22 protein-coding genes and 4 pseudogenes are annotated in these 24,560 nt (G+C 65.3%); 12 read left to right on the top strand and 14 right to left on the bottom strand.

Annotated features, from left to right (window positions below; genetic code table 11):
- Positions 1 to 127 precede the first annotated feature (127 nt).
- Complete coding sequence (locus ACAD63_RS08545; protein ID WP_205751678.1) at positions 128 to 325, bottom strand: hypothetical protein; 198 nt, start codon at positions 323 to 325, stop codon at positions 128 to 130.
- Positions 326 to 483: 158 nt separating this feature from the next.
- Here ACAD63_RS08545 and ACAD63_RS08540 point away from each other — a divergent pair.
- Positions 484 to 684 (top strand): annotated as a pseudogene (locus ACAD63_RS08540) (amino acid ABC transporter ATP-binding protein); the annotation flags it as partial.
- Positions 685 to 823: 139 nt separating this feature from the next.
- On the opposite strand, the gene ACAD63_RS08535 reads toward ACAD63_RS08540, so the two are convergent.
- The 7 genes from ACAD63_RS08535 to ACAD63_RS08505 form a co-directional block, all read right to left on the bottom strand.
- The gene (locus ACAD63_RS08535) at positions 824 to 1,237 is read right to left on the bottom strand and encodes a DUF3830 family protein (protein ID WP_133092752.1); all 414 of its coding nucleotides are present in this window, start codon (positions 1,235 to 1,237) and stop codon (positions 824 to 826) included.
- Positions 1,238 to 1,281: 44 nt separating this feature from the next.
- On the bottom strand, positions 1,282 to 2,472 hold the full coding sequence (locus tag ACAD63_RS08530; RefSeq protein ID WP_135706928.1) for an amidase: 1,191 nt from the start codon (positions 2,470 to 2,472) through the stop codon (positions 1,282 to 1,284).
- 45 nt (positions 2,473 to 2,517) lie between these two features.
- Positions 2,518 to 3,519: an ABC transporter ATP-binding protein gene (locus tag ACAD63_RS08525; protein ID WP_133092750.1), complete on the bottom strand. Its 1,002-nt coding sequence runs from the start codon at positions 3,517 to 3,519 to the stop codon at positions 2,518 to 2,520.
- A 12-nt stretch (positions 3,520 to 3,531) separates the two neighbouring features.
- Positions 3,532 to 4,602 (bottom strand): ABC transporter ATP-binding protein, encoded by a 1,071-nt coding sequence (locus ACAD63_RS08520; protein WP_135706927.1) that lies wholly within the window; start codon positions 4,600 to 4,602, stop codon positions 3,532 to 3,534.
- A gap of 2 nt (positions 4,603 to 4,604) precedes the next feature.
- Complete coding sequence (locus tag ACAD63_RS08515) at positions 4,605 to 5,492, bottom strand: ABC transporter permease (RefSeq protein ID WP_135706926.1); 888 nt, start codon at positions 5,490 to 5,492, stop codon at positions 4,605 to 4,607.
- A gap of 10 nt (positions 5,493 to 5,502) precedes the next feature.
- Positions 5,503 to 6,453: an ABC transporter permease gene (locus ACAD63_RS08510; RefSeq protein WP_135706925.1), complete on the bottom strand. Its 951-nt coding sequence runs from the start codon at positions 6,451 to 6,453 to the stop codon at positions 5,503 to 5,505.
- A gap of 138 nt (positions 6,454 to 6,591) precedes the next feature.
- The gene (locus ACAD63_RS08505) at positions 6,592 to 8,169 is read right to left on the bottom strand and encodes an ABC transporter substrate-binding protein (RefSeq protein WP_240746119.1); all 1,578 of its coding nucleotides are present in this window, start codon (positions 8,167 to 8,169) and stop codon (positions 6,592 to 6,594) included.
- 232 nt (positions 8,170 to 8,401) lie between these two features.
- Here ACAD63_RS08505 and ACAD63_RS08500 point away from each other — a divergent pair, with 232 nt between their 5' ends.
- Entirely contained in the window at positions 8,402 to 9,649 is a 1,248-nt protein-coding gene (locus ACAD63_RS08500; RefSeq protein ID WP_135706924.1) for a Zn-dependent hydrolase, read from the top strand.
- Positions 9,650 to 9,714: 65 nt separating this feature from the next.
- Here ACAD63_RS08500 and ACAD63_RS08495 read toward each other — a convergent pair whose 3' ends face one another.
- Positions 9,715 to 10,497 (bottom strand): IclR family transcriptional regulator, encoded by a 783-nt coding sequence (locus ACAD63_RS08495; RefSeq protein WP_133092744.1) that lies wholly within the window; start codon positions 10,495 to 10,497, stop codon positions 9,715 to 9,717.
- A 220-nt stretch (positions 10,498 to 10,717) separates the two neighbouring features.
- On the opposite strand from ACAD63_RS08495, the pseudogene ACAD63_RS08490 reads away from it, so the two are divergent.
- The 3 genes and pseudogenes from ACAD63_RS08490 to ACAD63_RS08480 all read left to right on the top strand — a co-directional run.
- Positions 10,718 to 10,822: pseudogene (locus ACAD63_RS08490) on the top strand (tripartite tricarboxylate transporter substrate-binding protein); the annotation flags it as partial.
- A 29-nt stretch (positions 10,823 to 10,851) separates the two neighbouring features.
- On the top strand, positions 10,852 to 11,964 hold the full coding sequence (locus ACAD63_RS08485) for an amidase family protein (RefSeq protein ID WP_434033770.1): 1,113 nt from the start codon (positions 10,852 to 10,854) through the stop codon (positions 11,962 to 11,964).
- Positions 11,934 to 12,062: pseudogene (locus ACAD63_RS08480) on the top strand (transposase); the annotation flags it as partial. The gene ACAD63_RS08485 and the pseudogene ACAD63_RS08480, both read left to right, overlap by 31 nt.
- Positions 12,063 to 12,296: 234 nt before the next feature.
- Here the strand turns inward: ACAD63_RS08480 and ACAD63_RS08475 are convergent.
- The 4 genes from ACAD63_RS08475 to ACAD63_RS08460 all read right to left on the bottom strand — a co-directional run bounded on the left by ACAD63_RS08475 (position 12,297) and on the right by ACAD63_RS08460 (position 16,765).
- Positions 12,297 to 13,247 carry an N-carbamoyl-D-amino-acid hydrolase gene (locus ACAD63_RS08475; RefSeq protein ID WP_133092727.1) on the bottom strand — a complete coding sequence of 317 codons (951 nt, stop codon included), beginning with the start codon at positions 13,245 to 13,247 and terminating at the stop codon, positions 12,297 to 12,299.
- Between the two features lie 62 nt (positions 13,248 to 13,309).
- Entirely contained in the window at positions 13,310 to 14,587 is a 1,278-nt protein-coding gene (locus ACAD63_RS08470; protein WP_135706910.1) for a Zn-dependent hydrolase, read from the bottom strand.
- Positions 14,584 to 15,810: a diaminopropionate ammonia-lyase gene (locus tag ACAD63_RS08465; protein WP_195429270.1), complete on the bottom strand. Its 1,227-nt coding sequence runs from the start codon at positions 15,808 to 15,810 to the stop codon at positions 14,584 to 14,586. Before ACAD63_RS08465 ends, ACAD63_RS08470 begins: the two co-directional genes overlap by 4 nt.
- A 70-nt stretch (positions 15,811 to 15,880) precedes the next feature.
- A complete protein-coding gene (locus ACAD63_RS08460) occupies positions 15,881 to 16,765 on the bottom strand; it encodes a MurR/RpiR family transcriptional regulator (RefSeq protein WP_133092724.1) in 885 nt (294 codons plus the stop codon).
- 304 nt (positions 16,766 to 17,069) lie between these two features.
- Between ACAD63_RS08460 and ACAD63_RS08455 the strand changes: the two genes are divergently transcribed.
- The 4 genes from ACAD63_RS08455 to ACAD63_RS08440 all read left to right on the top strand — a co-directional run bounded on the left by ACAD63_RS08455 (position 17,070) and on the right by ACAD63_RS08440 (position 20,110).
- Positions 17,070 to 17,864, top strand: a complete 795-nt coding sequence (locus ACAD63_RS08455) for a transporter substrate-binding domain-containing protein (protein ID WP_434033769.1) — start codon at positions 17,070 to 17,072, stop codon at positions 17,862 to 17,864.
- 69 nt (positions 17,865 to 17,933) lie between these two features.
- Positions 17,934 to 18,593, top strand: a complete 660-nt coding sequence (locus ACAD63_RS08450) for an amino acid ABC transporter permease (RefSeq protein ID WP_434033768.1) — start codon at positions 17,934 to 17,936, stop codon at positions 18,591 to 18,593.
- Positions 18,594 to 18,605: 12 nt separating this feature from the next.
- A complete protein-coding gene (locus ACAD63_RS08445) occupies positions 18,606 to 19,256 on the top strand; it encodes an amino acid ABC transporter permease (RefSeq protein WP_434033767.1) in 651 nt (216 codons plus the stop codon).
- An 89-nt stretch (positions 19,257 to 19,345) separates the two neighbouring features.
- The gene (locus ACAD63_RS08440) at positions 19,346 to 20,110 is read left to right on the top strand and encodes an amino acid ABC transporter ATP-binding protein (RefSeq protein ID WP_434033766.1); all 765 of its coding nucleotides are present in this window, start codon (positions 19,346 to 19,348) and stop codon (positions 20,108 to 20,110) included.
- Between the two features lie 189 nt (positions 20,111 to 20,299).
- Here the strand turns inward: ACAD63_RS08440 and ACAD63_RS08435 are convergent, their stop codons facing one another.
- Positions 20,300 to 21,823: a flavin-containing monooxygenase gene (locus ACAD63_RS08435; RefSeq protein WP_135706906.1), complete on the bottom strand. Its 1,524-nt coding sequence runs from the start codon at positions 21,821 to 21,823 to the stop codon at positions 20,300 to 20,302.
- A gap of 185 nt (positions 21,824 to 22,008) precedes the next feature.
- Here ACAD63_RS08435 and ACAD63_RS08430 point away from each other — a divergent pair, with 185 nt between their 5' ends.
- The 3 genes and pseudogenes from ACAD63_RS08430 to ACAD63_RS08420 form a co-directional block, all read left to right on the top strand.
- Positions 22,009 to 22,446 carry a hypothetical protein gene (locus ACAD63_RS08430; protein WP_434033969.1) on the top strand — a complete coding sequence of 146 codons (438 nt, stop codon included), beginning with the start codon at positions 22,009 to 22,011 and terminating at the stop codon, positions 22,444 to 22,446.
- Entirely contained in the window at positions 22,443 to 23,774 is a 1,332-nt protein-coding gene (locus ACAD63_RS08425) for a GAF domain-containing protein (protein WP_434033765.1), read from the top strand. The genes ACAD63_RS08430 and ACAD63_RS08425 overlap by 4 nt, the downstream gene beginning before the upstream one ends.
- A gap of 425 nt (positions 23,775 to 24,199) precedes the next feature.
- Positions 24,200 to 24,494: pseudogene (locus ACAD63_RS08420) on the top strand (hypothetical protein); the annotation flags it as partial.
- Between the last annotated feature and the right edge of the window lie 66 nt (positions 24,495 to 24,560).

The following is a 24,560-nucleotide window of genomic DNA, read 5'->3' as shown; positions in this document are numbered from 1 at the left end:
CGCGGTATTGTCACCGGGGCGGGTGTCTTACAAGGGTGGAGAGCTACTCGCCAAAACGCGGTGCGCCGTCGCGCGCCCCATCACGGGCAGGCCGGACGCGCCCGATTCTAATCTGCTGCGGGCCGGGTCAGGCCGCAGCCCTCTGCGCGTTACTGCGATATTGGGCCAGCAACGCCATCCGCCGCTGCCGCGTCCTACGCAGCACGGGCAGGCGAACCAGCGTTTGGGCGCCGCTCAGGTAGACACAGCCTTTCTCGAGGGGATACTTGTCGCCCAGGCTGGCGTTCGCCAGGGCCTCGGGCCGGTTGCGCGGGTAGTTTGGCATTCACCATGTCTGTCTCCGGATGCTTCTTTTGTCCGGAGGAGTCTAGGAAGCGCTCGCGCCATCGTAAATTCAAGAATTCCAACATCTGGTATCTTCAAAACGCATAGCGGAGGGATGGACGCGCTGACAACCGTGTCCTGGACTGCCATCTTCACTGCCTGAGTGTGGTCGAGTCGCTTGCCGCCGACGGCGTGACGCTGATGATGGTGACGCACGAAATGAACTTTGCGCGCAAGGTCAATGACCACATCGTGTTCATGCACCCGGGCAAGGTGCACGAGGCGGGCACGCCCGACCAGGTATTCGGCCAGCTGCGGACCCCCGCGTTGCGGCAGTTCTTGTCAGCCGTACACGGTTGACCGGAGCAGTGGCGCGCTCGCGGCTGTCGACGGTGGGTGGCCGGGCATCCGTCAATGCCCTGGCATGGCGCAGTTGAGCGATGCCTGCCGTGGTCTGCACGACTGTGAGAGGCGGCTGGCCGGGCAGTCGGCAGGCACCCTATTCGGCGAGCTCGAACACCACCTCCTGCGCTCCTTCCCAAAGTACCTTGGTGCCCAGGGCGCGGAGGTTCTCGTTGCCTCCGACGATGGTCAGGAAATGGTTCCCCGCGAGTTGCCCCATTTTGCTCGCGAAGCAGCAACTGCCATAGGCCAGGATGATCTCGGTCTCGCTGTAGCCGCCAGGATAGAACAGTATGTCGCCCGAAGACGGATGGCTCGTGTGGTTCTCGAAGCTGACGCCGAGCCTGAATTCGCCGAGCGGAATCCAGCAGCCTTCTCCGCTCCAGCGCACATGGATCAGTTTTTGCCGATAGGGCAGCAGCTTCAGGAACGCGGCCACGGTTTGCGGCGCGTCCGGATTGGTCTCGGCGATGAACGTGTAGCCGGCGGCGGTGATGCAAAGTCGGGTCATGTCGGTCCTGTAGGCGAGTGGGAAGGCGTACCGAAGAGCGTATCTCAGGCGAGCGCGGCCATCAGCATTTCGGCCACGGCGATCAGTCTGCGGTCGCTTCCCTTCGGTCCAAGCAGGGAAATGCCGAGCGGCGCACCCTGGCGGCCAGACAGAGGCAGAGTCAATTGCGGGAACCCGGTCAGCGGCGTCAGGCACAGCGATTGCGCAGCGGCCGTGCGATAGTCTTCCAGGGCCTCCGCCGGCGCGGTCCGCAGCGGGGCAATGTCCGGCATGGTCGGCAGCACCAGGATGCTGTCCTGCCCGAGCATGCGGCCCAGGTGTGCGGTGAAGGCGTGGCGTATCGTACTGGCGTGTTCGAACTGGTCGCGCGTGACGCCCTTGCTGAACTGGAATCGGCCGGCCACGTCGGGGCCGAGCTGCAGTGCAAAGTCCTCGATCAGGGTGCCGTCGGCTTGCCAGGCTTCCCACCCCTGCACGTACCGGAAGGCCCAGTACAGCTCGGACAGCGGGCGGTCGGCCACGTTGACAGGCATGGCCGTGCCAAGCAGGGATTCGATGCGGGCAACGGCTGGCGCGAGCGCCGCGCGTGCCTCGGGCGTTGGCAGTTCGAAGAGATCCGCGGCAAGCAGCAGTTTCGGGGGCACGGCCAGCGGCTGGCTGTCGTTGCCGAGCAGTACGTCGGCGACGCGTGCGAATGTGCCGATGTCGCGTGCAAAAAAGCCGCAGGTATCGAGCGACTCGCTCAACGGCATGCACAGCTCCAGCGTGACACGGCCGTGCGAGGGGCGGATGCCCAACAGGCCGCAATGGCTGGCCGGCGCCCGGATCGAGCCTCCGGTATCGGTGCCGAGCGCGAAATCGCACAGGCCGTGCGATACCGCGGATGCCGATCCCGACGAGGAGCCGCCTGTAATCCGGTCTGGCGCGGCGCCGTTGTAAGGGCCGCCATAGTGATAGTTCTGGCCATTCATCGAGAACGCGAGTTCATCGGTATGGACCTTGCCCAGGAACGTGGCACCGGCCTCGAGCAGACTGCATACCGCCGGCGCTGTGGCCGTCTTGATGCCGGAGCGCGCCAGCACATGCGGGTTGCCGCCGCCGGTCGGGTATCCGGCTACATCGAACAGGTCCTTGACCGCGAATGTCAGCCCGCTCAGCGGGCCCTGCGCCGCGTTGGGAACAGGCGCCTCGGGGTAGGGCAGGAAGGCGCGGGACGGATGGGTGGCCAGGCTCATGGCTGTCGGGTTCCTTTTACCGGTGAATGCTGAAGCCTGAGGGACTCAGGCGGCCTCGGCCGCGGCGCGCGCGGAAACGAGGGTACAACTTACTTGATGGCCGTTGCCGAGCGACACCGCGCGCGGCACGTCGGCCAGGCATTCGGGGCGGGCGTGCGGGCAACGCGGCGCGAACGCGCAGCCCGGCGGCAATGCCGCGAGATCCGGCGGCGCGCCGTCGATGGATGGCAGCCGCTCGCCGCGATGCATGCCGTGCTGGCGGCTTTGCAGCAGCGCGATCGTGTATGGGTGGCGCGCTTCGCGCATCAGCGTGCGGATCGGACCTTCCTCGACGATGCGTCCGCCGTACATCACCGCGACGCGGTCGGCGATTTCCACCGCGGCGCCTATGTCGTGCGTGACAAAGACGATGGACAGGCCCAGTTCGCGCTGCAGTTCGCGCAACAGGATCAGTACCTGGATCTGCACCGTGGCGTCGAGCGCCGTAGTGGGCTCGTCGGCCAGCAGGATCTTCGGCTGCGCGGACAGCGCCAGCGCGATCATCGCACGTTGCCTCATGCCACCGGACATTTCATGAGGATAGGCGGCCAGTCTGCGCTCCGGGCTCGGGATCCGTACGGCTTCCAGCGCCTTGAGCGCGAGTTCCCGTGCTTCGGCGCTCGATACCTTGCGATGTGTGCGGATGCACTCGATGAGCTGCTGGCCCACGGTGTAGACGGGATCCAGCGCCAGCAGCGGTTCCTGGAACACCATCGCCACGGTGCCGCCGCGCAGGCGCGCCAGTGCCCGCTTGTCCAGGTTCAGCACGTCCTGCCCTGCGACCCGGATATCGCCGCTCATCTTCGTGCGACGCGGCGGGTGAAGGCGCATCAGCGCGCGCAGGGTGACGCTCTTGCCGGAACCGGACTCGCCGATCAATGCGACGGCTTCTCCCGTGGCAACATCGAGCGACACGCCGTTGACGGCCTGGATGGTCTTGCCGCCGCCCGCGAACGTCACGCGCAGGTCCCGGAGTGAAATGGCGGGGGTATTAGAGGGCATGGTCATCTCCGGCCAGGTTCAGTGTGCAGCGGCGTGCAGGCCGGGCGTCATGCGGCGCAACGGCTGCGAATGGCCGCCATCGGGCATTGCCATCAGGCAGGACACGGGGTGTTCCGCCAGCGCGTGGGACAACGCCGGTGCGCGGCGGGCGCAGACGGGCTCCGCGCTGGCGCAGCGAGGATGAAAGCTGCAGCCCGATGGCGGGTTGATCGGGTTCGGCGGGTCGCCGGCCAGCGGCGCGGCCAGGGTGCGATGGTCGGGGTCCATCGACGGCATCGAGGCCAGCAGCGCGCGCGTGTAAGGGTGGGCGGGGTTCCGGTAAATGGATTCGGTATCGCCGACTTCCACGACCTTGCCCAGGTACATCACCATGACCCGGTCGCACAGGTAGCGGATCACGTTCAGGTCATGGCTGATGAAGACGTAGGTCAGGTCGAACTCGGCCTTGAGATCGAGCAGCAGGTTGAGCACCTGGGCCTCGACGGACTTGTCCAGTGCGGACACCGCTTCGTCCAGGATCACCAGCCGCGGGCGCAGCGCCAGTGCCCGCGCGATATTGACGCGCTGGCGCTGGCCGCCGGAAAGCTCGTGCGGGTAGCGTCCGGCAAAGCGCGACGGCTCCAGTCCGACACGGTTCAGCAGGTAGCGGGCCCGCTCGGTGGCTTCGCGAGCCGGCACGCCATGTACGCGCGGCGTGAAGGCGACCGATTCCTCGATGGTCAGGCGCGGGTTCAGCGACGAGTAGCTGTCCTGGAAGACCATCTGCACCTGGCTGCGGAAGGCTTTCATCGGCAGCTGCGGCGAGCCGACGCCCTGCGCGTCGAAGATCAGTTCGCCGCTGTCGTGGGGTGTCAGTTGCATCAGCAAGCGAGCCGTGGTGGATTTGCCGCAGCCGGATTCACCGACCACGCCGAGCGTTTCGCCCTTGCGCACGTCGAAACTGATGCCATCGACGGCGCGCACCACGCCCGCCCGGCGCAGCGGGATCGCCGACTTGAGCGGGAAGTGCTTGACCAGATCGCGCGCGATCACGAGCGGCTGGGCCGGACCGCCAATGTCGGCGGCGGGGGGGACGAGCGTATCGGTCATGTTCAGTCCTTGATTTCCATGGCCGAACGGATGCCATCCGCCAGCAGGTTGAAGGAGATCGAGGTCAGGAAGATCATTGCGCCGGGCAGCGCGGCCACCCAGGGCTGGGTGTAGATCGCCGTGCGTAGCGTGTTGAGCATCAGTCCCCATTCGGGTTCCGGCGGCTTGACGCCGAGGCCGAGGAAGGACAGGCCGGAGGCCAGGATCATCGATACGGAAATCAGGCTCGTGGCATAGACGAAGATCGGGCCGAGCACGTTGTTGAGCACCTGGGCCCGTACGATGGTCAGTGCGGACGCACCCGAGGCACGGGCCGCATCGACGAACTCCCGGCTGCGTAACTGCGTGGTCACGCTTTCCGCTACGCGCACGATCTGCGGCACGAACACGATGGTCAGCGACAGCAGCGCATTGCCCACGCCGGCGCCGAGCGTGCCCGACAGCGCGATGGCCAGCAGCACCGACGGAAACGCGTACAGCACATCCGTCACGCGCATGATTACCGTGTTGGTCCAGCCGCCGGCGTACCCGGCGACGATGCCGATGGCGCTGCCGATCACGAATGCCAGCAGCACCGGCGTGATGCCCATGAACAGCGAGAGCCGGCCGCCGAGCATCAGGCGCGACAGCATGTCGCGGCCGAGCTCGTCCGTGCCGAGCAGGTAGTGCTCCGTACCGACCGGCTTCAGGCGTTTCAGGATCGACGAGGCATAGGGGTCGCCCGGCATCAGTGCCGGGGCAAATACCGCCATCAGCACGAGGGCGATCAGGATCAGAGCCGCTGCCATTGCGACCTTGTTGCGCAGCAGCCGCCGTACGACCGTGGCCCAGTAGCCGGGAGAGTGTTCGATCGCCAGCGGCGCGACGGATTTGTTGAGCGTCATTTCCATCCGGGACTCCTCAGTTGCGCTGGATGCGCGGGTCGAATACCGTCTGCAGCGCATCGACGAACAGGTTCAGCAGCACGAAGAAAACGGCCAGTACCAGGATCGTGCCCTGCAGGAGCGGGAAATCGCGCTGGAAGATGGCCGAGTTGAGCAGGAATCCGGTGCCCGGCCAAGAGAACACGGTCTCGATCAGGATCGAGCCGCCGAGCAGATACCCAAGCTGCAGGCCCATCACCGACAACGCGGTGGGCGCGACGTTCTTGACCACGTGGCGGAACACGGCGAAGTCCGACAATCCCCGCGCGCGCAGGCCGACGATGAATTCGTTGGACAGGATTTCCGCCACGAGCGCGCGGATCGTACGGCTGACAATTCCCATCGGGATCACGGACATCGTCACGGCAGGCAGAAGCATGTACTGGACGTGCGCCCAGTCCCACGTCCAGGCTCCGGAGCCGTCCGGCCCCGCGCCGGTGGCGGGCAGCCACCCGAGCAGCACGGAGAAGGCAATCACCAGGACCATGCCGAGCCAGTAGTGGGGAATGCTGACGCCGAGCACCGACAGGAACGAGGCAATGCGGTCGGCTACTGAATCGCGCAGGTAGCCCGCGACAAAGCCGAACAGGCTGCCGAGAGCGAAGCCGATCAGCGTGGCCACTGCCGCGAGCCGGATCGAGTTGACCACGGCGTTCGACACTTCAGCCATCACGGGCCGGCTGGTGGCGATGGAAGTGCCCAGATCGCCGTGCAGTGCGCGGCTCAGCCAGTGCACGAATTGCTCGAGGAACGGCTTGTCGAAGCCATATAGCGCGGTGAGCTGGTGCCGCAGTTCTTCGGAGGCGTCGGGAGGCAGCACGGACACAAGCGGATCGCCGGGAGCGATGTGGACCAGCGAGAAGCAGAGCAGCGCGACCCCGAGCAGGATCGGAAACGCATAGAGAACGCGGTGGAACAGATAAGTCATGGTCTGTGCCCGTCGTGTGGGTGTCATGCGCTCCCTGCCCGTGCGGGCAGGGAGGCGGGGGCTGGACGAGACGTGGCGAGTCCGTCCCCTTGGGCGCTCTCCTGCTGAGCGAAAGAGAGCGGGTGCCGGGTTACAGGTTCAATCCATCGACATCGTGGCGATATCGATGAACCAGCTTTGCGGCTGGACAACGCCCTTGACCTTCTTCGAGATAGCACGGGGACCGACGTCGTGCGCAATCAGCACGAACGGTGCTTCCTCGACGATGCGGGCGTGCAGTTTCGCCAGCGCCGCGTCCCGTGCCTTGGCGTCGAACGACGTGCGTGCCGTCTCGATCAGCTTGTCGAATTCGGCGTTGCCGAAATAGCCCCAGTTGTTCGAAACCGGAGGCTGCGTCTTTGTGCTGACAAAGCGGACCATGGCAAAGAACGGATCCATGGCGGCAAAGCTCACGTTGATGGCATTGGCACCGTGCGCGCTTGCGTCCTTGGCGCCGACGCGCCAGTTCGTGAACAGCGCGTTCCATTCGACCACATCGAAATCGACATCAAAGAAGCATTCCTTGAGGTTCTGCTGGACATACTCGTTCATTGGCAGCGGCTGCATCTGGCCGGAGCCGGAGGCCGATACCTGTACCTTGACCTTGAGCGGCCTGGCCGAGGAGTAGCCCGCTTCGCTCATTAGCTTGCGCGCCGCATTGGCGTCGTACCGGATGTCGAACTTCGGGTTGCCCCACCAGGGATTGCCGGACTCTACAATGCCCTTGGCCTCCGCCATATAGCCGCCAAGGAGCGCCTTGAGCTCAGAGCGGTTCACGCAGAGGTTGGCGGCTTCACGCACACGCTTGTCGAGCCAGGGTGAGTTCGGTGCGAACGACAGCTGCCACGGCCACACATGGGGCTGGGCGTTGGCGTAGACGTTGAATCCGCGGCTCTTGATCTGGGCGATGGCGTCGGGGGCCGGTGCCTCGATCCAGTCGACCTGGCCAGACAGCAGTGCCGCGGTGCGTGCATTGGCTTCGGGCATCGGCACCATCACCACCTTGTCGATGCGGGGCACGCGCCGGCTGTCCCAGTAAGCTGCATTCTTTGCCAGTTCAAGGCGCTCGCGCGGCACGAACCGCGTCATCTTGAACGGGCCCGTGCCCGACGCGTCGGCGGCGAACGCGACCCATGCCTGCTTGCTGCGCTCGCCCGCATCGGTTACCGATGCGGGGACCGCGGCGTACTTTTTCTCCCACTGCGCGGGCGACGCCATGAACAGGTTCGACAGGTTATACGGCAGGAAGGAGTCCGGCTCGGACGTGACCAGTTCAACGGTCAGGTCGTCGATCTTCTTCGCACTGCGCAGCGTAGGCATGCGCGAAGCCGTCACGCCCACCTGGCTCGGATCGAACTGTCGCGCCGTCTTGTCGAGGACCTTGTTGACGTTCCACACCACGGCATCGGCATTGAACGGAGAGCCATCGTGGAACTTCACCCCGGGGCGCAGCTTGAAGGTCCACCTGGTCTTGTCCTTGTCCTCGACCTTCCACTCGGTGGCAAGATCGGGAATCAGCAGGCTGGGCCCGTTGCTCTTGGACAGGTCCCATTGCGTGAGTGCGTCATACATGGGAATGCCGGTGAAGCGGTTGCCCTCGAAGCCCTGATCGGGCTGGCCCAGCGTGCGGGGGATATCGGCGGCGGTCATGCCGATGCGCAACACCTTCTCGGCCATCGCGGCACCGGGCAAGGCGAGCAGCGAGAGCGCGACGGCCGCGGACACGGACCGCACAGCAGCGGAGAAACCTTTCGCTTGGATGGACGTAGGGTGGTTCACGGGCAATGCTCCTGGGTTGGGAATAACTGCGAACGATCTAGCAATTGATATGCCAGCAGGACATGCGCATGCATTGGTCTGCTTCTTGCTGCATAGGGCACGATGTTCAACCACCGCAGGCATGACACACATGGATTCGCAGCACCTTCCCCGCATCAATGGCGCCCGCCTCTGGCAGTCCCTCATGGATCTCGGCGCGATCGGCGCCACGGCCAATGGCGGCGTATGCCGCATCGCGTTGACCGACGCGGACCGCAAGGGCCGCGATCTCGTCGTGCAGTGGTTCCGCGAGGCCGGGCTCGATGTACGTGTCGACGAGATCGGCAACGTGTTCGCACGCCGCCATGGAACCGACCCCGAAGCGCCGGCCGTGGCGACGGGCAGCCATATCGACACGCAGCCATCCGGCGGCAAGTTCGATGGCAACTTCGGCGTGCTGGCCGGACTCGAGGTAATGCGCACGCTCAACGATCTCGGCATCGACACGCGCGCGCCGCTCGAAGTCGCGTTCTGGACCAATGAGGAAGGCACGCGTTTCACCCCTGTCATGATGGGATCAGGTGTGTTTGCCGGGGTGTTCGCGGCGGATCATGCCCGCGCCCGGACGGACCGCGACGGCGTGCGTGTCGATGCGGCGCTCGAGTCTATCGGCTATCGCGGTGAACATCCCGCGGGCGAGGTGCCGGGCGGCATGTATGCCGCCTATTTCGAAGCCCACATCGAGCAAGGGCCGGTGCTGGAAGCGGCGGGCCTGCCGATCGGCGTGGTCTCGGGCGCGCTCGGCCAGCAGTGGTACGACGTGACCGTGACCGGCCAGGACGCCCACGCGGGTCCGACACCGCTTGCCCTGCGCCATGATGCGCTGCTCGCATCCGCGCGCATGATCGAGATGGTGAACCGCATCGCGCGCGAGGAAGCGCCGCACGGGCGCGGCACGGTAGGCTATGTGGAGGTCAGGCCCAATTCGCGCAACGTGATCCCGGGGCGGGTCGATTTCACGGTGGACTTCCGCAACCTGTCGCAGGAAGGGCTCGACCGGATGGACGCGGCCATGCGCGAGGCCTTCGCGGGAATTGCCGAGGCGGCCGCGGTATCGGTCGACATCCGCCAGGTCGTCAAGTTCGAGCCGTGCCTGTTCGCGGCATCGTGCGTGGACAGTGTCAGACGGGCTGCGGCATCACTGGGCCTTCCCCATATGGACGTGGTAAGCGGGGCAGGGCATGACGCCGTCTATCTTGCGCAGCTTGCGCCAACGGGGATGATTTTCGTGCCGTGCAAGGACGGCATCAGCCACAACGAACTGGAAGACGCGCTGCCAGAGCATATCGAAGCCGGCGCCAACGTGTTGCTTCAGGCGATGCTGGCGCACGCACGCTGAAGGCCGATGCATCGCCCGCGGGCGCCGCGCTTTCTCGCACACGAGGGGGCGAGCCCGCGGGGCTTTCAATGTCCGATGGACCTGGAAATGGCCCACGCGCATTCCACGACCAGTGGCCCGAGCTTCTTCTGGGCCTCCGCCATGGTCCAACGGCTGGCAGGCGGCGACACATGGACCGCACCAACCGCAACGCCACGGTTGTTCACGATCGGCGCGCCGACGCCCATGTCGCCCAGGAACAGTTCCTCTTCGTTGCAGGCGTAGCCCACGCTCCTGCAAGCCACTACCCGTTCGAAAATCGCTTCGGCATCGGTCAGCGTGGCCGGCGTGCGCCTCACGCGCGCAGAGGCCCCGAGCATCGCCCGCACCTGTTCATCGGGCAGCGTGCTTAGGTAGGCGCGGCCGGAACTCGTACAGTACATCGGAATGCGCATGCCCACGGGCGTCAGCACGGGCACATACTTGGCCGTCATCAACTGCGCCACATAGACCATGTCGAGTCCCACGGGCTCGGTGAGATTTGCCGTTTCACCACTGGCATTCGCCAGTTGCGACAGATAGGGGCTGGCAACGGGAATCAGGGCATCCGCCGCCAGGTAGTTGTAGCCGATCTCCATTACCTTCGGCGTCAGACGGAAGCGGCGTGTTTGCGGATGCTTGTCGACATAGCCGAGCCGCTCCAGGGTATGGACCGTGCGTTGCGCCGAGCTCTTGGTCATGCCAGTCAGATCGGCCAGCTCGGCCAGCGTCAGGGTGCGGTGAACGCCATTGAATGCGCGCAGGACTTCCAGGCCTTTCTCGAGCGACTGGTTGAAAAGCGGGTCCGGCCGCTGAGATTCCGTGGACATGGGTCAGCTTGAAGGAGCACCATCGGCGTGATCCACTGCACCACGATGGCAAAGTATTGCACCAAGATATTGATGAATCGATTATCGATTCGATGCGGCTGACCAATGATACATGGTCCGGATGGCTTTGGCCTGCCCGACCCCGGGCGGGAACGGCCCCCTGTCACCGGGTATCCTGCTGGAACCCTTGTCGTTCAAAGGTGCCCGGAAAATGAATGGGAACCTGGCGGGCGTCGACATGCTGCATATTCCGTACAAGGGCAGTGGCCCGGCCATGACCGACCTGCTCGGCGGGCAAGTGGACTACATGTTCGACAGCATCACCGTGTGAGGCAGACGTTCGGCTCGCGCTCGATGGCCAGCAACATTGCGAAGACGGATGCGCCGGCCGTAGGGCGCATCAAGCAGGCGGGCGCGTGCATAGTGGGAACCACGACTACGAGCGAATTCGGGTGCAAGGCTGTCGGCGATTCTCCGCTCACGGGCGTGACGCGAAATCCGTGGAATACTGAGTGTACGCCGGGCGGATCAAGTTGCGGTGCGGCTGCCAGCGTGGCGGCTGGCGTTACACCATTCGCACTGGGTACCGATGGCGGTGGATCGATCCGCGAGCCTGCGGCACTTACCGGCCTGTTTGGCATCAAGGCTCAGTTTGGGCGCGTGCCGGTGTTCCCCGCCTCAGCCACACCAACGCTGGCGCATGTCGGTCCTCTGGCGCGTACCGTTAGAGACGCCGCTCTCCTATTGTCGGCAATCGCTGGGCAAGATGGGCGCGATCCGTTCTCGGTCGCCGCTCCCGTGCCGGCGTGGCTTCAAGCCTGCGATCTCCCGGTCAAAGGCATGCGATTGGCATGGAGCCCCACGCTCGGTTACGCGAAGCCCGACCAAGAGGTCTTGAGTCTCTGCGAATCCGCGGTGAGGGTTTTTGAGAAGTTGGGATGCGAGGTTGTCGAACTGCCGGAAGGAATTGGCCCAGACCCGGACCAGCTGTGGATGGCGGAATTCTATGCGGGAGTGGGGACACGGTTGAACGGCACACTGAGCGAGTCGCGGGAGATCCTCGATCCGGCCGTGGCATCACTTCTCGACAAGGCGCTCGACCAGTCGCTACTGCAGTACTACACGAAAGTGTTCGCGCGCTACGAGTTTCGCGAAAGGATCCGCGCGATGTTCGAGTCGTTCGATTTGCTGCTCACACCTACAGCGCCCGTGCCGGCGTTCCCGGTGAACGTGGACGTACCGCCTCAGTTTGCGGGACGAAATCCCTGCACCTGGCAGTACTACACATACCCGTTCAACCTCACCGGGCAACCAGCCGCGTCACTACCAGTAGGATTCACATCGGCAGGCTTGCCAGTGGGACTTCAATTGGTCTCGAGGATCAATGCTGAGAGTGACATTTTCCGAGCGGCATCAGCATTTGAAATGGAGAATCCATGGGGGAATATAAGGCCGCCTTGTCTCTGAAGGACGGACAGGGGGTGAGCGCCGTGGCCCGCGAATTGGGTATGTCGGAGCAGACGCTGCGCAACTGGATCAAGGCTGCGGAAGCCGGCAAGCTGAGCGACGACCGGTTGAACGCGCCGCATCCTTACTTACATTCGCGGCAGAATGGGCGACGTCCCTGACAGCGAAGACAGGAGCAAGGGCCTGGATGACGCCCTGCGGGCGCCACGTTGATTGGCATGCTGCCGGCCACCGCTACGCCGGGCTTCGGTTCCCGAGCCCGCTCGTCGCGTGTCGCGTCCCTCATCCTGCCTCAGCAACCCGGTGAACATCGCCTGGTCTGTTCAGCTCCGTTAGCCAAGCGGCGACCCATCGGCGCGCAGCGTTTCGCCCCTGCGCTCGACGATCATGCCGTAGGCGTGCGGCTGCCGGTGCAGGTCGAAGTTGAAGGTGGTGCGCTTGTATAGCGCGCAGAAGTCGAGGTCGCAGCGTGCGATCGCCACTTCGTCGCCCTTGGTGATGCAGCTCGCGACCACTTCGCCGGATGGCGCGATGATGCAGCTGCCGCCAATGCTGTCGACGCCTTCCTCGATCCCGGCCTTTGCCACGCCGACCACCCAGGTGCCGTTCTGGTAGGCGCCCGCCTGCATCGACAGCTGGTTGTGGAACAGCGACAGGTCGTCGTGCGCGGGCGCGGGCGCGTTGTGCACCGGTGTGTTGTAGCCGATCAGGACCATCTCCACCCCTTGCAGGCCCATCACGCGATAGGTCTCGGCCCAGCGCCGGTCGTTGCAGATGGCCATGCCGATCTTGCCACCGAAGGCCTCGGTGACGCCAAAGCGGTCACCGGGCGTGAAGTAACGCTTCTCCAGATGCTGGAAGCGGCGCCATGGTTCGTGCTCGCAGTGGCCGGGCAGATGCACCTTGCGGTATTTGCCGACGATGGTGCCGCTGCGGTCAACCAGGATCGAGGTGTTGTAGCGAACCTCGCGCCCGTTCTCGTTGGCCAGTTCCGCATAGCCGAGATAGAAGCCCACGCCGAGCTCACGCGACAGCGCGAACAGCGGCAGCGTGTCGGCACTCGGCATCTCGCGTTCAAAGAAGCTGTTGATTTCCCCATCGCTGTCCATATACCAGCGCGGGAAGAACGTGGTCAGCGCCAGTTCAGGGTAGACGATCAGGTGCGCGCCGCAGGCATGGGCTTCGCGCATCATTTCGCACAGCCGCGCGACCACCTGCACGCGCGTATCGGCGCGTGCGATCGGGCCCAGCTGGCCAAGTGCGACATGGATGAAACGGGACACGATTGACTCCTGAAATTCGGGGGAAGAGAAGGTGTTGGATCGGGGGGCCGTGCCCGGGTCATTCAGGGACGGTTGGCCAGGCTGACGACCACGCGCATCAGCAGCTGCGCGCCCCGCACCAGGTCGGCCGCTTCGGTGAACTCGCGAACATTGTGGCTGAGTCCGCCCACGCTGGGAACGAAGATCATGCCCGCAGGGCAGACGCGCGCCAGCATCTGCGCGTCGTGGCCCGCTCCGCTCGGCATCCGCGTGGTCGACAGGCCTAGCGCGTCGCTGTGCCGCTGCACCAGGTCGGTCACCAGCGGGTCGAACGCCACCGGCTCGAAGCGCGCCAGCGAACGCCGGCGCAGCGCGACACCTTCCGTCGCGCAGGTCTGGTGCGCGAAGGCGAGCACCTCGGCTTCCGCCTGCGCGAGCGCCGTGACGTCGGTGTTGCGCAGATCGACGGTAAAGGTCGCGCGGTTCGGAATCACGTTGACGAGGTTCGGCTCGAAGCGGATCGCGCCGACCGTGCCGATCTGGCGGCCGCCGTAGCGCAGCGCCAGATCGTGCACGAAGGTGGCGATGCGTGCGGCGCAGTAGCCAGCGTCGTGCCGCAGGGCCATCGGCGTGGTGCCGGCATGGTTGGACACGCCTTCCAGCACGAATTCGGTCCAGCTGATTCCCTGCACGCCTTCAACCACGCCAATCTGCACGCCCATGCGCTCCAGCACCGGGCCCTGTTCGATATGCAGCTCGACAAAGCTGTCGACCTCGGGCCGGCCGACCGGCGCATCGCCGCGATAGCCGATTCGCTCCAGTTCCGCGCCGACCGTGCTGCCGTCGATGCCGCCTGCCGCGAGCGCTTCGTCGAGCGGCATGCCGCCCACGAACACCAGCGAGCCCATCATGTCCGGCTGGAAGCGGGCGCCTTCCTCGTTGGTAAAGAAGGCGATCGCCAGCGGGCGGCGCAGCCGCACGCCGGCATCGCGCAGCGCAGCGACCACTTCCAGTCCGGCCATCACGCCATAGTTGCCGTCGTACCTGCCGCCAGTGCGTACCGTATCGATGTGCGAGCCGACCATCACCGGCGGCAGGTCTTCATGGCCGGCATGAATCGCGACGCCGTTGCCGATGGCATCGATGGTAACCTCCATGCCGAGCGCGCGCATTTGCGCGACGGTCCAGTCGCGCCCCGCGCGGTCGGCGTCAGTCAGCGCCAAGCGGCAGACGCCGCCGCCGTTGATGGCGCCATGCGTATTCAGTTCGTCGAGCCGGCGCAGCAACCGCGCGCCGTCGATGCCCGGGAACTCGGTGTCGAGCGCCGTGCGGCCGCTGTCCGCGCTAAGGTTCGTTGTCATGCCTGCGCTCCCGCGCGCACGGCGTCGGCACTGCGCCCGACCAGCCGCGCGTACAACCCGGCATCGGTATCGGCCTCGCTGCCAACGAACAGCAGGCGGCTGCGCGCGCCGAGGCCCAGCGCTGCACGCGCTTGCGGATCTTGCATGCCCGCAATGGCGGCTGCCAGGCCCGCTACCGCGGATTCGCCGGCGACGATGGCGGGATCGCCATCAGCGGGATTCGCCAGCAAGCGCATCGTCGCCACCGCCGCTCCGTCATCGATGGTGCAGAAGGCATCCGCGCCGTGAGCCAGCACTTCCCACGCCAGCAGTGACACTTCTCCGCAGGCGAGGCCCGCCATCAGCGTATTGAGCGTGCCGGTCACCGCCGTCACGTGGCCGGCGCGCGCGCTGCGGTACAGGCAGTTGGCCGCGTCCGGCTCGACCACCACGAATACCGGGCGCTGCGCTGCGTTGCGTTCCCAGAAGTAGGCGCAGACGGCGGCGGCGAAACCGCCCACGCCGGCCTGGATGAAGACGTGCGTTGGCCACTCGGGCAGCGCGTCGACGGCCTCGGCCACCATGACCTGGTAGCCCTGCATGACATCTCGCGGGACGTCCATGTATCCGGGATACGAAGTGTCGGAAATCACGTGCCAGCCGCGTTCGCGAGCGTCGCGGTCGGCCTGCTGGACCGCCTGGTCGTAGTTGCCCGTAGTCCGTACCACGGTCGCGCCGACCTGCTCGATCGCCGCCTTGCGTCCTTCGCTGACGGCGGCGTGGATGTAGATCACGCAGGCGCAGCCGAACCGCCGGGCGCCCCATGCGACCGAACGCCCGTGGTTGCCATCGGTGGCGCAGGTCACCGTGTAATCGGCGCACAGCGCGCGCAGTTCGGGCGAAGTGAGGGCGGCAGGGGTCAACGCGCGGCCGATCCGCTTGCCGATCTCGCGCGCCAGCAGGCGGCCCACCGCATAGGCGCCGCCCAGTGCCTTGAAGCTGCCGAGACCGAAACGCGTGCCTTCGTCCTTGTAGTGGATCTTGCCGACGCCCAGCGCGGCGGCCAGCGCCGGCAGCGCATGCAGTGGCGTAGGCCGGTAGCCCTCCCAGGCGGTGATGGCGCGTTGCGCGGTGGCCAGCGCCGGCGCACCGAGAATGGCCTCGCGCGTGCTGCCATAGTCTTCGCTGCGGGTGCGCGCAGGGTTGACGAAAAGATCGAGCTTGAGCTGCGGTAACGTGGACATGGGACTTCCGGTGTTGACAGGAGAGGGGGTTGCGCGAGCCGACTCGCGCTGTATTCGGGATGCGGGGCGCTCACGCCTGCAGGTCGAGATCGTCGAGCAGGTCATGCGCGCGTTCGACCCGCGCCATCCGCGCACGCGCGCGCTTGCGGGCGCGCCGCGCCATCGCGGTGGCGAGGTAATTGACGAGGCTGGTCGCGGCTACATAGGAGTCGAACACCTGGTCGCCATGGTGCGAGCAGCGCAGCACGGCGGTGGCGTGCGTGGTCAGCGCGGAGACCGGGGCATCGCTGAGCAGGATGATCTTCGCCCCCGCCTCGGTGGCCAGCGTGACGATCGGTGCGAGCCGGCGCGCGCGGCGCCGGAAATCGACCGCGAGCAGCACGTCCTTGCTGTCGATTTCCGCGATCAGTTCGGCATCCTTGCCGGCCTGCTCGTTGAGCAGGTAGACCTCCGGCCGTACTTGCGACAGCAAGGCATTGGCATAGAAGGCCAGCATGAAGCTGTTGCGATAGCCGACCACCCAGACCCGGCGCGCATCGGCCAGTTCGCGCAGGGTGGTATCGAGTACCCGTTCGCTGAGCTGCTCCGGCAGGGCGGCCAGGCGGTGCGCGTCGAGCTGAACATGTGCCTGCAGTCCGGCGAGCGCGGGTAAAGCCACACCAGTGCGAGCGCCACGCGGGGTGGCAGCGCGACCCATCTTTGCCAGCGGAGACTGGCTGGCGCGCTGGTCGCGCAACGCCTGCCGGAACGCGCCGAAGTCGGCATAGCCGAGCCGCCGGAAGAAGCGGGCGGCGCTCGCCTTGGACACGCTCGCCAGGTCGGCGAGCTCGGTAGCGGAGTATCCGAGCAACTCGGATTTGCGGCTGAGCAGTACGTCGGCGAGCTTCTTGTCGGTTCCGGAAAACTCACCGTAGCACTGGATGATCTGCGCTTCGAGCGCGTCGTAAGTGTTCATGTCGGAGCGATCGATTGCGATACCTGGGTCTCGTTCCGGCTGCACCGGTTTGGCGCCGTCTCGCACAGTTATGGAACCAGAGTTTCTCTATTTGTAGCATGTGAAACTACTGTTCCACGTTTCGATCTTTCCCCAGCAAAGACGATGCCAACTGCCACCACGGCTTGCCTGATCTCGCGTAATCCGTCGAATCTAAAGAGAGTGTTATCTCTTCCTGGTTCCGGGCGACGCTTCAAGGAGTCGTGGCATGCATCTTGCGAATTGGCCCTTCGTTCTCCTCGACCGACTGAAGAAAGGGTGTTTTATGAAACGCAGACAGTTCACCGCCATTACCACCGTCCTCGTCACTGCCGCCCTGGTCGCCATGGCGCCTGCGCAGGCCGACGATTCCCTGACCGCGGTGATGGCGAAGAAGTCGATTGCAATCGGCATCCCGGTCGACTTTGCGCCGTATGGCTTCATGGGCCCCGACCTGAAGCCGCAGGGTCTCGATGTGGCCGTGGCGCAGATGATTGCCGACAAGATGGGCGTCAAGGCCGACCTTGTGCCGGTCAGCACGCCTAACCGCATTCCCTATCTGCAAACGAAGAAGATCGACCTGATCGTGTCGGCGCTGGGCAAGAACGCCGAGCGTGCCAAGGTGATCGACTTCACGATCGCCTATGCGCCGTTCTACCAGGCGGTGTTCGGGCCGAAGAGCCTGAGCATCAAGAGTTTTGCCGACCTTGGGGGCAAGACCATCGCTGTGACGCGCGGCACCATTCAGGACGACGTGCTGCAGCAGGTCGCGCCGCCCACGCTGAAGATCCAGCGCTTCGAGGATGACAACTCGACGGTGGCCGCCTTCGTGACGCAGCAGACCCAGCTGGTTGCCACCGGGGCTGCGGTCGCCGCCATGGCGATCCAGAAGTATCCGAAGGTGGACGCCGAATACAAGCTGCTGCTGAAGGACTCGCCTAACTTTATCGGCGTGCGCAAGGGCGAAACCGCACTGCTGGCCAAGGTCAACGAGATCCTGCGCCAAGCCAAGGCCGACGGCACGCTGGGTAACTATGCGCAGCGCTGGCTCGGCCGCGGCACCGGCGAGCTGCCCGAATAAGGCCCTGCCAAGACCGCGGCGGCGCGCGCCGTCGCGGGTTCCACCTTCGCTTCTGTGTGGCTGTTGCGTATGATTTCCTTTGATTTCGGGCCAGTGCTCTCGCAATGGCCGATGCTGCTGCAGGGCCTCTTCCTGACCGTTCTGCTGACGGCATTCTCGGCAGTCGCCGGCACCGTGCTCGGCATTGGGTGCGCCTGGTCGCGCCTGCACGCGCCGGCGTGGGTGCGCGCCATGGTCGGCGGCTATGTCGAGGCGATCCGCAACACCCCTTACATCATTCAGCTGTTCTTCGTCTTCTTCGGCCTGCCGACGATTGGCGTGCGGCTGACGCCCGAGGTGGCCTGCGTGTTGTCGATGACGCTCAACCTGGGCGCCTACGCCTGCGAGATCATCCGCGCCGGCCTCGAATCCACGCCGCGCGGGCAGATCGAAGCCGCGCAGAGCCTGGCGCTCGACCGCTGGCAGATCTTCACGCGCGTGGTGCTGCCGCCTTCGCTCAAGCGTGTCTGGCCAGCACTGGTCGGCCAGATCATCATCGTGATGCTGGGCTCGTCGGTCTGCAGCCAGATCTCCGCGGAGGAAATGTCCTATGCTGCAAACCTTATCGCCAGCCGTACCTTCCGGAACTTTGAAGCTTATATCGCCGTTGCCGTCGCGTACCTGGCGCTGGCCGTTGCGATGCGCCAGGCCCTGAACTGGATCGGGCCGCGCTTTTTGTTCGGACGCTGACAGGAGACGGCCATGATCGAGTTTTCACTGTGGGACATCTTCCGCAACCTGCTGCTGGCGTTGCGCTGGACCGTCGGACTGTCGCTGATTGCTTTCGTTGGCGGCGGCGTCGTCGGCCTGCTGCTGCTGGTGGCGCGCATTTCCCGGGTGCCGGGGGCGGGGCGCGGCATTGCGTTGTACGTGCAGCTGTTCCAGGGCACGCCGTTGCTGATGCAGCTCTTCCTGGCCTATTTCGGGCTGGCGCTGATCGGCGTCGAAACCTCGGCGCTGTTCGCCGCCGCATTGTGTCTCACGCTCTATGCCAGCGCCTACCTGACCGAGATCTGGCGCGGCTGCGTCGATGCGATTCCGCGCGGCCAATGGGAAGCATCGGCCAGCCTTGCGCTGAACCTGCGCGAGCAATTGCGCTACGTGATCCTGCCGCAGGCGGCCCGCATCGCGGTGGCGCCGACGGTGGGCTTTATGGTGCAGGTCGTCAAAGGCACTGCGCTGGCTTCGGTGATCGGCTTCGTCGAAGTGACCAAGGCCGGGCAGATGATCTCGAACGCGACCTTCCAGCCCTTCTTGGTCTATAGCTGCGTCGCATTGCTGTATTTCGCACTGTGCTTCCCGCTGTCGCTCTGGAGCCGCAGGCTCGAACGCGGCTGGCAGGCGCATGCCTGAATCCGCAGATAGAACCGCGACGGGGGCTCGCACCGAGCCCCCCACCCACGCCTACCAAGCCTTAGCAAGGCTCTCCAAGCTGCATATCCATGTCCACATCACACGCCACCCCCCAGCCATTTGCTCTCGTCGATGTCGAGGGCCTGCATAAGCAGTATGGCGACAACGAAGTCCTGAAGGGGGTCGACTTGCAGATCGGCCGGCGTGAGGTCGTCTGCATCATCGGCCGCAGTGGCTCCGGCAAGAGCACGCTGCTGCGCTGCCTGAACGGGCTCGAGACTTTCCAGCAAGGCAAGCTGTCGATCGACGGCCAGGTGCTGCGTCACGGCGACGCGAAGACGATGCGCGAATTGCGACAGAGCGTCGGCATGATCTTCCAGAACTTCAACCTGTTCCCACACCTGACCGCAGGCCAGAACGTGATGCTCGCGCCCACGCTGGTCAAGGACGTGCCGAAGGCGGATGCGCGCCGGCGCGCGCAGGCACTGCTGCAGCGCGTCGGCCTCGGCGAGAAGTTCGACAGCTACCCCGACCAGCTCAGTGGCGGACAGCAGCAGCGCGTGGCGATCGCCCGCGCGCTGGCGATGGACCCGGCCGTGCTGCTGTGCGACGAAATCACTTCGGCACTGGACCCGGAGCTGGTGGGAGAGGTGCTGAGTGTGGTCGAGTCGCTCGCCGCCGACGGCATGACGCTGATCATGGTCACGCACGAGATGAACTTTGCGCGCAAGGTCAGCGACCGCATCGTCTTCATGCACCACGGCAAGGTGCACGAGACCGGCACCCCTGAGCAGCTGTTCGGCGACCCACGGACGGCGGAATTGCAGCAGTTCCTGTCGGCCATGCACGGCTGATCCGCGGCGCAGCTGCCCGAACTGCTGAACACCGGTGTGATCGAAGGCTTTCTTCCTCGAAGTCGAGGCCGCCTTCCCCGGAGCGCCACGATGAACCAGGTGGCGTTCGCCGCGTCGGGCCCCTCGCGGCCCGGACGTACAGCGTGTGTGGGCGACTGGACTGGCTGGCGACGCGAGGCGCGGCGCGGTTCAGGCGACGGCGGCTTCCCGGCTGCCGATCAAGCTGCGCAACCGCAGCTCCTCGGGCGTAAACTCCGGGCCGCGTATTGCTCCGAATGCCTGAGCCGCTGCCAGCGTCCGGGTCGGCGCGTCGTTCAGGCGGTCTGGGCCTTGCAGGCGGAACGAGACCGGCGACAGGGGGCCGAACAACAGCGCGCGTTCGAGCTCGGGCCAGCGCGCCAGATCGGGCTCCGCGCCGATCTGGCGCGCCAGCGAAACCGCAAGATCATGTAGCACTGGCTGCTGCCCGCGCTGCCGCATCGCCCGGCACGCCGCCAGCCCTTGCGCCATCTGTGTCGGCGACGGCATGGGTGCCAGGCCGGCCAGCGTGTAGGCAATCCAACGGGCCTGCAGTTCGAGCACCGGCAGATAGGGGCCGACCAGGTTGTAGAGGCCGACGAAGGCCAGTCCCCGGAGGTTCGGGTGAAAGGTATGAGCGTGCAGGTCTAGCCCCCTGCCGTCGTAGTTCAGCGTGCGTGCAATGTCTGGCGCCAACCACGGCACCGACAGGCCATAGCCGGTTCCGAAGAGAATCGCATCGGGCGTTGCGACAGTGCCGTCGGTAAAGCGCACGGTGCCCCCGTCGATGCGGTCGATCCAGGGGCGCACGGTAACGCGGCCTTCGGCCACCGCCGGCAGGAATCCCTGTGACTGGGAGATGCCCGCCGCGAACACATTGGCATCGGGCACTGGCGCCCCAAACTGGTCGGGCGCGCCGCCGGCCCGAAGCACGGCCGCCTTCAGGCTATCCGCTAGCGCCTCGGCCGGAAGCGCCTCGCCCGCCAGCGCTGCCGCGCGGTGGAACAGCATATGTTCGGCCGGCACGCCTGCAATTAGCTTAGGGACAATGTAACGCTGGCGGCGGTAGGCTGCTGTGACGTTTGCTCCGCCAAAAGCGAGATCAGAGGCGATTTCCAGGGCGCTGATCGAACAGCCGGCCACCAGCACAGAACGGCCTCGGTAAGGCTCAGCACCCTTGTAACGCGCGGTATGTGCGATACCGAGCGCGCCGGTAAAGTTCGCCATGCCAGGAATGTCGGGCAGTAGCGGCACGGCTTGCGCGCCCGTGGCCACGATTACCTGGCTGAAGCTCTCTTCGTGCATTCTGCTCGCACTGCGCGAGCGTAGCCGCCAGCAGCCGCCCTCCGCGGCCTCGAGGCGCTCGACACGCGTGCCGAAGCGGATGCAGCGCAGCAAATCGAAGCGGGCTGCATAGCGCTCCAGATAGGCAAGCATTTGATCCTGGCGCGGATACGTCGCGACATCTGTGCCATGGTCCAGGTCGGAGAAGGCCGACGTGACTCGGCTGGTGTTTGTGCGCATCCCGGACCAGGTCGCGCTGGCCGCGCTGCACAAGTTCCATTGACCGCCGAGCCGGTCGCCGGCCTCGAACAGGATCGGCTCGAAGCCGTGCTGCAGCAGCCAGCGAGCCGAGACCAAGCCGCCCGGGCCGGCGCCGATGATGGCAACCTGCCTGCTTTTCGGATGTTGCATGGTGGGACTACCCTTTTGTCGATGGTCCCAACGTTATAATCTGCCACACAAAATAACGCCGCTAAAAAGTTGCTAAGCGGCTTGCCGTACTTCCTAAGTTGTTCCTAACCGTTTGCGAAGCGAAGACAATCCGGGCCCATATGCGGCTATCAGACGAGATCCTGGACTTTATCGCGAGCCCCGTGATGATCATCGTGGGCACGCGAGACCAGGCCAACCGCCCCTCGATCGCTCGCGCGGTCGGTGCTCGCGCCATCAACGAGGAAATCGTCGAGGTCATCGTGTCCGCCTGGCAATGGCCGGAAGCGATGGACAACTTAGCCGCCAACGGGCAGGCCGCCGTCACCTTTGCTCGCCCCGGGGACTATGTCTCCTATCAATTGAAAGGCTCCGCCCAACTCCGCGCGGTCGATTCCTCAGACGTGGAGCTTTCCCGGCGCTACCGGGCCGACATCTATGCTTTGTTCGGCGGCCTCGGACTGCGGCCCGAACTGGTCTCGCCGTGGCTCGCGGATCGGGAGCTGACGGTCGCACGGCTGCATGTGCGCGAGGCCTACATCCAGACCCCCGGGCCAAAGGCAGGCACCGCCGCGGACTTGCCCACGGAAACGGGTGCGGGATGATGCCACTGCGCGACCTCGACGACTGCTTCGAGGGCGTGATCCCCTCGATCATCGCCACAACTGCGGCCGACGGCACGCCCAATATCTCCTACCTGTCGCATGTGGTGATGGTGGACGACGCGCATATCGCCATCTCCAACCAGTTCTTCGCCAAGACCGCCGCCAATATCCGCGCCAATCCGCATGCCTGCCTGCTGCTGGTCAGCGCCCGCCACGGCGGTCAGTACAAGCTGGATATCACCTGGGTTTCATCCCGCGACGAAGGGCCGCTGTTCAAGCGCGTGGCAGACCAATTGCGGGCCAGCAGCGCCCAAGTCGGCATGGCGGGCATCATGCGCCTCAAGGCCATCGACGTGTTCCGCGTCGATGGCATCGAACCTGTGGTTTCTCCCGCGCGGACGGATCATGCAGGCGACGCATCGCCGGCGCCCGATCTTGCCGTCCTCGGCCAGGTGATGAAAACCATCAGCGCACAAAGCGATACGGAAGGCGTAATGGGTGCCGTGCTCGATGGCTGCGCGCAATTGGGATTCCCGCATGCCATCGTGCTGCAGAGCGACCCTATCCGACGCCTGCTTACCACGGTGGTCAGCCGCGGCTACGGCCGCTCCGGCGCCGGTTCCGAAGTGGCATTCGACGAGGGACTAATTGGCATCGCCGCCGTCACCCGGCGCCCGGTGAAAGTCAATGACCTGAGCCGGATTCGGCGGCTGGGCGACGCGATCGAAGCCACCAGCCCCGCCGACGAGAACCGCACCCGCATCATCGTGCTGCCCAGCCTGCCCGACGCCATGAGTCAGATGGCCGTCCCCATGCTGGCCCAGGACACGCTGCGCGGCGTGTTGTTTGTGGAAAGCTCGGAGCGGATCGCCTTTCGCACGGCACATGAAACGACACTTGAAATGATCGCCAGCCAGTGCGCACTGGCTCTGGCGCTCTGCGAAGCGCTGGTCCCGGATGCCCGCCCGTCAGTGCTCCGCACGGTGCCCGGACTGCCAGATGATCGCGTCATCCACGTGACGCACCACGCTGTTGACGATAGCGTCTTCATCGACAACGCCTACGTTATAAAGGGCGTCGCGGGACGCCTGCTGGCCTATATGCTCGGCGTCTACATCAACGAAGGCCGGAACGCGTTCAGCAACCGCGAGATCCGACTGGCGGAGGCGCTGCGGCTACCGGAGATCAAGGACAACCTCGAAACGCGGATGCTGCTGCTCCGGCGGCGGTTGGGCGAGAAGAATTTGCCCGTGCAGTTAATTCATGCGGGGCGGGGGCAGGTCCGGCTGGTTGTGGATGGGGTGCCTGTGCTTATGAGGGCTGGGTGAGCGGCGAAATGTTGGTGCTGGCATGTCCGGACCCTGCCGGCATGCGCAACGGCGCCTCACAGACCGCAGACCGGCCAGTTGCGCTTCTTCGGCGACTACGCTTGCGCTCGGCAACCTGGCTGTCTTTGTCTCACATAGTGAAGAGTGGCTTTATTTTCCATGTCGCTTCCCCTTGTTCAACGCGATGCGTCGGGGATGCAGGAAGGTTAGGCGCGATCGCCGCCGGCATGAATGGCATATCCGTGCAATCCAGCGTTGCATCGCGCGCAAGGCGGCGGCTGCAGCGTCGGGGCCGCCGCCTGCCGCCGCCGGTCGTTGCTGTTGCCGCAAAGCGCTCTTGCTTTGCCGTCCCATTCAGCGATCACGCACGGCCCTCTACCATGGCTGCATCGGATCGCACATCGGACCGCATATTGGAGCCAGACATGGAAGGCAATCTTTCCCTTGATGCAGAACCAGCGGCATCTGTCGCGCCGGACCCGGCGGCGCTCGCGCGCCCGCCCAGGGCCCTCGTCATCGGCGGCTCGCTCGGCGGCTCGTTCGCGGCAACCGCGCTGCGCGCGGTCGGCTGGGATGTGGAGGTGTTCGAGCGTTCGCCCTCCGCACAGAGCAGCCGCGGTGGCGGGATCGTGCTTCAGCCCGAGGTGATAGGCGCCTTTGCCTTTGTCGGCGTCGTCCCGCGGCGCGCTTGGCGTGCGCTCGCACGACCGGCTGTACTTGGGACCGACTAGCGGAGGGCGCGAGAATGACGGCGTGGGGCATTGGCATGGGCAACCGGATCATGGG

The sequence above is a fragment of the Cupriavidus sp. a3 genome, assembly GCF_051015765.1.
Taxonomy (GTDB): Bacteria; Pseudomonadota; Gammaproteobacteria; order Burkholderiales; family Burkholderiaceae; genus Cupriavidus; species Cupriavidus oxalaticus_A.
The sequence above is the reverse complement of the archived record's forward strand: the minus strand, read 5'-3'. Positions and strand labels throughout refer to the sequence as shown.

What these genes read in the sequence shown, in the direction of transcription:
- ACAD63_RS08545 (WP_205751678.1), bottom strand. Translation starts at nt 325, where the DNA reads ATGCCAAACTACCCGCGCAACCGGCCCGAGGCCCTGGCGAACGCCAGC.
- ACAD63_RS08535 (WP_133092752.1), bottom strand. Translation starts at nt 1,237, where the DNA reads ATGACCCGACTTTGCATCACCGCCGCCGGCTACACGTTCATCGCCGAG.
- ACAD63_RS08530 (WP_135706928.1), bottom strand. Translation starts at nt 2,472, where the DNA reads ATGAGCCTGGCCACCCATCCGTCCCGCGCCTTCCTGCCCTACCCCGAG.
- ACAD63_RS08525 (WP_133092750.1), bottom strand. Translation starts at nt 3,519, where the DNA reads ATGACCATGCCCTCTAATACCCCCGCCATTTCACTCCGGGACCTGCGC.
- ACAD63_RS08520 (WP_135706927.1), bottom strand. Translation starts at nt 4,602, where the DNA reads ATGACCGATACGCTCGTCCCCCCCGCCGCCGACATTGGCGGTCCGGCC.
- ACAD63_RS08515 (WP_135706926.1), bottom strand. Translation starts at nt 5,492, where the DNA reads ATGGAAATGACGCTCAACAAATCCGTCGCGCCGCTGGCGATCGAACAC.
- ACAD63_RS08510 (WP_135706925.1), bottom strand. Translation starts at nt 6,453, where the DNA reads ATGACTTATCTGTTCCACCGCGTTCTCTATGCGTTTCCGATCCTGCTC.
- ACAD63_RS08505 (WP_240746119.1), bottom strand. Translation starts at nt 8,169, where the DNA reads ATGGCCGAGAAGGTGTTGCGCATCGGCATGACCGCCGCCGATATCCCC.
- ACAD63_RS08500 (WP_135706924.1), top strand. Translation starts at nt 8,402, where the DNA reads ATGGATTCGCAGCACCTTCCCCGCATCAATGGCGCCCGCCTCTGGCAG.
- ACAD63_RS08495 (WP_133092744.1), bottom strand. Translation starts at nt 10,497, where the DNA reads ATGTCCACGGAATCTCAGCGGCCGGACCCGCTTTTCAACCAGTCGCTC.
- ACAD63_RS08485 (WP_434033770.1), top strand. Translation starts at nt 10,852, where the DNA reads ATGGCCAGCAACATTGCGAAGACGGATGCGCCGGCCGTAGGGCGCATC.
- ACAD63_RS08470 (WP_135706910.1), bottom strand. Translation starts at nt 14,587, where the DNA reads ATGACAACGAACCTTAGCGCGGACAGCGGCCGCACGGCGCTCGACACC.
- ACAD63_RS08465 (WP_195429270.1), bottom strand. Translation starts at nt 15,810, where the DNA reads ATGTCCACGTTACCGCAGCTCAAGCTCGATCTTTTCGTCAACCCTGCG.
- ACAD63_RS08460 (WP_133092724.1), bottom strand. Translation starts at nt 16,765, where the DNA reads ATGAACACTTACGACGCGCTCGAAGCGCAGATCATCCAGTGCTACGGT.
- ACAD63_RS08455 (WP_434033769.1), top strand. Translation starts at nt 17,070, where the DNA reads ATGAAACGCAGACAGTTCACCGCCATTACCACCGTCCTCGTCACTGCC.
- ACAD63_RS08450 (WP_434033768.1), top strand. Translation starts at nt 17,934, where the DNA reads ATGATTTCCTTTGATTTCGGGCCAGTGCTCTCGCAATGGCCGATGCTG.
- ACAD63_RS08445 (WP_434033767.1), top strand. Translation starts at nt 18,606, where the DNA reads ATGATCGAGTTTTCACTGTGGGACATCTTCCGCAACCTGCTGCTGGCG.
- ACAD63_RS08440 (WP_434033766.1), top strand. Translation starts at nt 19,346, where the DNA reads ATGTCCACATCACACGCCACCCCCCAGCCATTTGCTCTCGTCGATGTC.
- ACAD63_RS08435 (WP_135706906.1), bottom strand. Translation starts at nt 21,823, where the DNA reads ATGCAACATCCGAAAAGCAGGCAGGTTGCCATCATCGGCGCCGGCCCG.
- ACAD63_RS08430 (WP_434033969.1), top strand. Translation starts at nt 22,009, where the DNA reads ATGATCATCGTGGGCACGCGAGACCAGGCCAACCGCCCCTCGATCGCT.
- ACAD63_RS08425 (WP_434033765.1), top strand. Translation starts at nt 22,443, where the DNA reads ATGATGCCACTGCGCGACCTCGACGACTGCTTCGAGGGCGTGATCCCC.